This is a genomic window from uncultured Nostoc sp., from assembly GCF_964245445.1.
In the GTDB taxonomy this organism is placed as follows: domain Bacteria; phylum Cyanobacteriota; class Cyanobacteriia; order Cyanobacteriales; family Nostocaceae; genus Nostoc.
This window is the reverse complement of the sequence record NZ_CAXTNE010000021.1, coordinates 1-7513: the sequence shown is the minus strand read 5'-3', so window position 1 is coordinate 7513 and position 7513 is coordinate 1. Positions and strand designations below refer to the sequence as shown.

Here is a 7513-nt window from a genome sequence, read left to right as displayed (position 1 = left end):
GCACCGCAAATAAATATTACAGTCCAGATAATAGGAATCGCACCCTCAAAAGTTAGCCATCTCGGCCGTTGTAAGCGCTTGAACCATTGGCGATCGCTAGATGTAATTACGTTAGCTGCTAAAGCAACTAAGAAAGCCACACCCCCAATCACCATCCAAGATTTAATCATGGCCCTTATCCTTTACAAGCGCTATTTATCGCTTAATATCACTTTCTATAGTGTGATTTTGTCAATTTAGTTGCTAATTACTCATCATCCCTGAGTTTGAAACCTTCACATCGTTCGGCAGGATTTTAAATTATACCAATTCTCTAAAATAAGGCAACAAAAGGGCAGAATGTCAAAAGGAGCCACTGCGCCCTAGCGCCTCTGCCGACTTGTACCCCTATGGGAAAGCAATCTACGCTCTTAGGCAGGGTAACAACTGGCTCTCAAAAGTCAAAAGGCTTTAATGAGTATTAAAATTTTGCTGATGAATCTTTGCAATTTCCCTTGTCTTTAGGTTAGTTGTAATTATTTTTATTTTTACCTAAAGATTTAGTTTCAAGGTAGTTTCTTATTACTTATGACAGTTACTTCAAATCATCCTGATCAGTGAAAGTATATATACTTAATAACTGAGGTTCAAAGCATGGACTCAACAGGTAAGGTTCAAACTGGGGATTCGTCCTGGTCTCTTCCACTGCCGTTGAAAGAGTATGCAATGAGCCGAGTAACTGTCTACTTTTATAGCGACAGATGGGTTCCAATTAAATATTGTTCTTTGGGAAAGGCAATTTTGCTTCACCAGAAGGCAAACTTAGAAGGCAAGGAAATTTTCTTATTTCCTACTAATCTAGACCCTAATCAACTCTCAAACTCTTTTAACTAAAATGCATTGATTGGACTGTTTTTCAAACATCTTGGCAACAAATAAATCGGCTATAGAGGCGTATGTACATAAGTACTAAGTACGCCTTTATCTATAAATGGCAGGGAGTGAATTACTCCAATCTATAGATGCAGGTAGCTCTCCCAATTCATCAGAAATAGCCAAGAGAATTCCACAGTTCTATTGCTCTGACATTCCCTCCTCTTGTCAGGAGTCCTGGTTCCCAAGACCTAATTATTCTTGGCTCTGGGGGAGAAATCAATTCACAATGACGCTTACGTACTCGCTCTAAGCGTACTCCTACGGAGAAACAAGCTACGCGTAGCGTCTCGTAGAGAAGTCATACCGTTGTCGGAGCCTCTCGTAGAGAAGGCTTTACGCTGCACTAACAAAATTCAAAATTAAAGAACTTCTGCCTTCAGCAATAACTGCCCCCTACCCCCTTTCTTCTTCTGTGATTAGGCTTAGATTTGCACCTTTTTCAAGAATCGCAAATCTTGTGGTTTAATGCAGTATTATGCCATAATTCGATTTTATAATTTTGAACTTTAAATTGTAAATTACTTATGCATTGTTCTGCCACCCTAAACCAACTGGTTGAAGTTCTTTTGGCCAGTTCTGTAAACTTATCTGAAAATGCTTTAAAACAAGTAAGTTACGGTATACAAACAGATAGCCGTACCCTGAAGCCGGGTGAAGTATTTCTAGCTTTACGAGGCGATAAGTTTGATGGACATGAATTTGTGCAAACTGCGATCGCAAAGGGTGCAATAGTGGCAATTGTGGATTTTGAATACGAAAATCCGGGACTTCCTGTCTTACAAGTCAAAGACACCCTCAAAGCATATCAGAAAATTGGCAGATGGTGGCGTGATCGCTTTAACATCCCTGTAATCGGTGTAACAGGTTCCGTAGGTAAAACTACAACTAAAGAATTAATTGCGGCAGTTTTAGGAACAAAGGGGCGAGTTCACAAAACTTTTGGAAATTACAATAACGAAATCGGTGTCCCGAAAACTCTCCTAGAACTTGGCGCAGAAGATGACTACGCCGTGATTGAAATGGCGATGCGGGGTAGGGGACAAATTGCCGAACTGACGCAAATAGCACGTCCAACAATTGGAGTGATTACCAATGTGGGGACGGCACATATTGAATTACTGGGTTCGGAAGAAGCGATCGCCCAAGCCAAATGTGAGTTATTAGCCGAAATGTCTGCTGATAGTGTGGCAATTCTCAACCACGACAATGCTTTATTAATGACCACGGCAGCAAAATTTTGGCACGGAGAAGTTTTAACTTACGGCTTTTCTGGTGGGGATATCCAAGGGCAATTAATTAATAACGACATTGTAGAAGTTGCAGGAATCCAACTACCTCTACCTTTACCTGGTCGTCACAATGCGACTAATTTCTTGGCAGCTTTAGCGGTGGCAAAGGTGTTGGGGATCGATTGGGCATCTCTAAAAGCAGGTGTGATGGTGGATATGCCCACAGGGCGATCGCAGCGATTTACCTTACCGAACGATGTGGTAATCTTAGATGAAACATATAATGCTGCACCAGAAGCTATGATTGCAGCCTTGCAATTATTGGCAGAGACACCCGGAAAGCGGAAGATTGCCATATTGGGTGCAATGAAAGAATTGGGAGAGCGATCGCAGCAGTTGCACCAGCGAGTGGGAGAAACAGTGAAAAAGTTGAATTTAGACGGCTTGTTGGTTTTGGTAGATGGACAAGATGCCGAAGCGATCGCTATTAGTGCCGAAGGTATCCCATCGGAGTGCTTTGCAACTCATGCTGATTTGGTAGCTAGGTTGAAGACATTTGTGCAAACAGGCGATCGTTTATTATTCAAAGCGGCTCATTCCGTGGGACTAGATCGGGTAGTTAATCAGTTACGTACAGAATTTTCCAGATGATACCACTAGAAACCCAACGTCTCATACTGCGAGACTTTGTAGAATCAGATTGGCAAGCGGTTCATCAATACGCTAGCGATCATGAGGTTGTGCGTTATTTGACTTTTGGCCCTAATAGCGAAGAAGATACCAAAAATTTTTTGCAAAAAGAGATTTTATTGCAAGGGGAAAAACCCCGTCAGCATTTTGCCTTAGCAGTGACTTTAAAAGCCCAAAAGCAATTAATTGGTATTTGTCGAATTTCTACTGTAGATACTGATAACAAAATAGGCTCTATTGGATACTGTTTTAGTAAGGAATTTTGGGGACAAGGATATGCAACTGAAACTGTAAAAGCAGTTGTATCATTTAGTTTTCAGGAGTTAGGCTTACATCGCATTTTTGCGACTTGTCACCCAGAAAACATTGCCTCAGCACGAGTTATGCAAAAAATTGGAATGCAGCAGGAAGGATATTTGCGAGAACACCATTGGATTAAGGGAGAATGGCGAGATTCTTGGCTATATGCCATCCTTGAGCATGAATGGAGAAGCGTCAACTAAGTAGGGCTACTCTAACGGCTTTTTGACCTCAAAGCGATCGCTTTTTCTCATCTCTGGTGATTTACTGGTTGCCGTTAGCATCATAAGTAAAGCTGTTCACATTATCAGCGATGCCGTCGGCGTTATAGTCACTACTTATCGATGTCAGGTTATAGTTGTATGTAATAACTGAGTCTATTGTCCCCTCACTGTGTTGTCTATATTCTCAGATATCAGATTGCCATTGGCATCGTAGTATAAGTTGTAGTTGAGGTCATAAACTTCATTAATATCTCTATGAGTATACTTAAGTACTGTAGCGTGGGTAATCGCAACTCATTGAGAGCAATATCTAACGATAAGCCACTATGCGTCTACGCAGCGCTTTACTTATCAGAAGCCACGAGCGCAGCATTACAGTTATTGACACACACCCAAAAAGGGCAAAATTGCCTTATTGGGTGCTATGAAATAATTGTAGAAAGTGATGTCTAACGACAAGCCGAAGAAGCGTCTATGCACTAGCAAGTTGAAGAAATAGTGCGATCGCTACTATCTGTAGATTTCAAGCGTTGTTGGAAAGACTAGGGCTGTTACTGTAGCGTCTTTGAAAAAGAATTGCTGCCAAATTAGTCACTAAACAGGTGATTGCTAGCCACATCAAGATATAAGTAGGAGCCATCACCACGCCAATCATGAACCATGTATATACGTGCAATATCATCACGGAAGCGAAAAAGCTAGCAATTCCAGCAGATTGCCACACTTGATACGATGGGCGACGCAACGCTACCAGGCTCATCGTTAAAATTGTGACAAGTAAGTTCGCTGGTACGAGAAATGTACAAATACTAACGCAGTTGCCACGAGAGAACTCAACCAAGGTGTTTAAATCGAGCATTAATTTGTTGGGATAGGTGTTAGCGTTTTAAGAATTTAACTTATTGTATTTTAAAATAACGAAATTAACTTTAATATATGAGTGAGTAATCACATTGCAAATATAACATAAATTAAACTATTGAGTTACGTTTTGATACTCCCAATAGTTAGTTAATTATAAAGATTTTGGATCAGTAGGGTGGAAAATACCCACCCTAGCTGAATTAACCCGGTAAAATCACCGTATCGATAACGTGTACCACACCATTATCAGCTTCGATATCGGCTGCTAAAACTGTGGCATTTTTAACTTCAAAACCATCAGAAGAACTAATTTTAATGGGTGAACCTTCCACAGAATTAACCGTACCGAGTTCTGCCAAATCAACCTTTAGCAGCTTTCCGGGAACGACATGATACTTTAAAATCCGCGTTAACTGGGGAATATTCTGTAACAAAGTTTGGATAGTTCCCGGCGGTAACTTGGCAAACGCATCGTCATTTGGTGCAAAGACAGTGAACGGCCCAGGACTTTTTAATGTTTCTACTAAACCCGCAGCTTGTACAGCTGCCACCAGTGTTTTAAAAGACTCAGCCGTAACTGCAATATCAACAATATCAGCCATATATCTTACCTAGAATGTCTGCAAAAGATTTTAAAGGATAATAAACCTATTTGAAGTTTTATTAAACAAAATAAATTTAAAATCAGGCTTTGAATAAACTACACCTAGCACATACTTCACTTTAACAATTTAGGGGGCAGGGGGCAGAGGGCAGGGTAAGATCAAACTACCCTGATAAATGTAAAGGTTTACCTTCCGCCTCTGTCAGGGCGACAAAATTCCCGAGTCGTAACATAAGTGGCTGAAAGCCCTTTGTTGCCATAGATGGCTAGAATTATAAATGATCGCCCTGCATCCAGTGTCCGGATATCAGTGGGTAGCTGTTCTCGCCAAAACCCAGGAATGTGGTAAGCCGTTCGACTCGGCACAGCAGACATCAAGTTGTTATAAAGTGCGATTGTCAAAAATGAGTAGCAAATGAGCAGGCGCGATCGCTGCTTGCGATCGCTAAAAATGTGGCTAAAGATAGTGCTTTTGAGTAGCGATTGAGTAGTGAGATTGATAGCAAAGCCTAAGAGTACTGTGTATCAAGGGGAGATGCACATTAGTTTAGAATTACCTCCTAATTAAATAAGGGTGAATCAATTTTGGATTTTGGACTTCGACTTCGCTCAGTCGAACGATTTTAGATTTTAGATTTATTCTCGCGTTCAAATTCGCTTGCTCTCAAACCCGAAAAGATTTTAAATTTTGAATTTTAAACTTAAGCATTGTTGGCTTGACGGACTGCTAGTGCGGCTAATGTTAGTCGCCTAATCCAGGAAACTCTGCCGCAGCCTAAACTCACCACGCTAGCTCACAAAATTGAAATGGTGGCTCCTTTTCACAACGGGATTCAAACCCCCTCAAAACTGAATCTCCAGCAAAATTGCCTCTTTCAATGTAATATCTGTCACATGCAGTTGTCGGAATGCAGTTAACAGTGTCATAAAGAAAGGTGAAGGTTAACCTGTAGTGTATAACTTACCTTAGAGTTGCTTGCACCTCTAGCTTCGATGGATCACACTCATGACTGAACTGACGCTACGCCTACAAGAGGGAGATACCGAGACAACGATCGCAGTTGATCAAGATATATTCACAATTGGCCGTTTGCCGGAATGTAACCTGTACTTACCTTTTGCTGGAGTATCTCGCAACCATGCCCGCTTGGTTAAAACAGCTGACGGTGTGTGGACTATTGAGGATATGGGCAGCAAAAACGGGACGCAAGTAAATAAATATCTTGTTAACTTTCCCCAAGAGTTACATCACGGCGATATCGTTTGGCTGGGCAATGTTAGCCTGGTAGTGCTGCTCACAAGCCCTGTTTACCACCCGACACCTGGGTATCCTGGAACTTCGGACATTAATGAACAAAGAACAATCCTTCACAATGTCGAACAATTACAACAGCAATGGATCGCAGCCGATAGCAAAGATGGCAACATCAATAATAAAGACAAAACCATTGCCCGTCTTAAAGACTTAGTGGACATAGCTAAAAATCTCTGTGCAGCAGCGTCGATAGAAGAGATTTTTTCTCAGGTGCAACAAGTGGTTTTTCGTTACCTTAATAGTATCGAGCGCTTGGGATTATTAATTGATGTTAATGGTTGCGGTCAATTAGAATTAGTCAATGCTGCTACTAGAAATATTTCTCAACAAAAACATCTCCCCTCTGATGGAAGTTGGATTAGTCGTAGTATCTGTCAAAAGGTATTTGATGAAAAAGTTGTCATTCAAACCGCCGATACCCAGCAGGATGAACGATTTGCTAGTGAACAGAGTATTTTGGTTAAAGGCATTCGCAGCGCGATGGCAGTGCCTTTATGGGATGAGAATAAAGTTGTGGGCGTATTGTATGCCGATGCCAACCTTTCTTCTTACCATTGGGCAAATGAAGGCGAAGAAGAACTCAGCTTTTTTTCAGCTTTAGCAAATATTGTGGCTTCTAGCGTCCAGCGTTGGCTACTAGTAGAGAAACTCAAAACTGAAGAAATGATTCGTCACCGACTAGAACGCTATCATTCTCCAGCAGTTGTGCAGCAGTTGATCTCTGTAGGTGGATTACCGGGTGGTCGTTTAGCTCCCACCGAGAGCGAAATCAGTATTTTGTTTGCAGATTTGGTTGGCTTTACGGCAATTTCTGAACAGTTAACGCCAACTGCGATCGCTCAATTATTAAATAATTTATTTGAAGAAATGCTAAAAGAAGTGTTTACTTGGGGCGGCACTTTAGATAAGTATATTGGCGATTGTATTATGGCATTTTTTGGCGCTCCAGAACCGCAACCAGATCATGCTGATCGCGCTGTTGCTGCTGCACAGGGAATGCTTACTCGTCTCGAACATCTTAATGCCAACGCTTTTTGGCACGAACCGCTGCAATTACGTATTGCTATTAATAGCGGTAAGGCTGTTGTGGGAGATGTCGGTAGTTCTCAAAGGGTAGATTATACAGCGTTAGGCGCAACAATTAATCTTGCTGCTCGCATGGAAGCGGTTTGTCCCCCTAGTGAATGCGTAATTAGTGAAGCCACCCATAAAATGCTTTCACTGCCTTCAGACTTTGAGGAAATGGGAGATTATCGTTTCAAAGGTATTGAGCGATTAGTTAAGGTTTATCAGACAAAATTGCAGCCAATGCCAACAATTATTACTCCATTTATAAATCTTTAGGCATTGGGCATTGGGCATTGGGCATGGG

General features: G+C 41.4%; 7 protein-coding genes. 3 read left to right on the top strand and 4 right to left on the bottom strand.

The features are described from left to right. Positions 1–170: tryptophan-rich sensory protein (locus ACFE90_RS05870; protein ID WP_375498687.1), on the bottom strand; the 170-nt coding region annotated here is incomplete at its 3' end. Between the two features lie 1269 nt (positions 171–1439). Between ACFE90_RS05870 and murF the strand changes: the two genes are divergently transcribed. Continuing rightward, the gene (gene murF, locus ACFE90_RS05865) at positions 1440–2795 is read left to right on the top strand and encodes a UDP-N-acetylmuramoyl-tripeptide--D-alanyl-D-alanine ligase (protein WP_375498614.1); all 1356 of its coding nucleotides are present in this window, start codon (positions 1440–1442) and stop codon (positions 2793–2795) included. Further along, positions 2792–3337, top strand: a complete 546-nt coding sequence (locus tag ACFE90_RS05860) for a GNAT family N-acetyltransferase (protein WP_375498612.1) — start codon at positions 2792–2794, stop codon at positions 3335–3337. Before murF ends, ACFE90_RS05860 begins: the two co-directional genes overlap by 4 nt. Positions 3338–3881: 544 nt before the next feature. Here ACFE90_RS05860 and ACFE90_RS05855 read toward each other — a convergent pair. The 3 genes from ACFE90_RS05855 to ACFE90_RS05845 form a co-directional block, all read right to left on the bottom strand. Then, positions 3882–4217 (bottom strand): hypothetical protein, encoded by a 336-nt coding sequence (locus ACFE90_RS05855; protein ID WP_375498610.1) that lies wholly within the window; start codon positions 4215–4217, stop codon positions 3882–3884. 205 nt (positions 4218–4422) lie between these two features. Next, entirely contained in the window at positions 4423–4824 is a 402-nt protein-coding gene (locus tag ACFE90_RS05850; RefSeq protein ID WP_375498608.1) for a fasciclin domain-containing protein, read from the bottom strand. Positions 4825–5012: 188 nt separating this feature from the next. Then, on the bottom strand, positions 5013–5228 hold the full coding sequence (locus ACFE90_RS05845) for a hypothetical protein (protein ID WP_375498606.1): 216 nt from the start codon (positions 5226–5228) through the stop codon (positions 5013–5015). Positions 5229–5832: 604 nt separating this feature from the next. On the opposite strand from ACFE90_RS05845, the gene ACFE90_RS05840 reads away from it, so the two are divergent. Continuing rightward, complete coding sequence (locus ACFE90_RS05840; protein ID WP_375498604.1) at positions 5833–7485, top strand: adenylate/guanylate cyclase domain-containing protein; 1653 nt, start codon at positions 5833–5835, stop codon at positions 7483–7485. Positions 7486–7513 lie beyond the last annotated feature (28 nt).

Bases quoted from the DNA above. Each gene is read 5' to 3' on its own strand.
- ACFE90_RS05850 (WP_375498608.1), bottom strand. From the start codon at position 4,824: ATGGCTGATATTGTTGATATTGCAGTTACGGCTGAGTCTTTTAAAACA.
- murF (WP_375498614.1), top strand. From the start codon at position 1,440: ATGCATTGTTCTGCCACCCTAAACCAACTGGTTGAAGTTCTTTTGGCC.
- ACFE90_RS05855 (WP_375498610.1), bottom strand. From the start codon at position 4,217: ATGCTCGATTTAAACACCTTGGTTGAGTTCTCTCGTGGCAACTGCGTT.
- ACFE90_RS05840 (WP_375498604.1), top strand. From the start codon at position 5,833: ATGACTGAACTGACGCTACGCCTACAAGAGGGAGATACCGAGACAACG.
- ACFE90_RS05860 (WP_375498612.1), top strand. From the start codon at position 2,792: ATGATACCACTAGAAACCCAACGTCTCATACTGCGAGACTTTGTAGAA.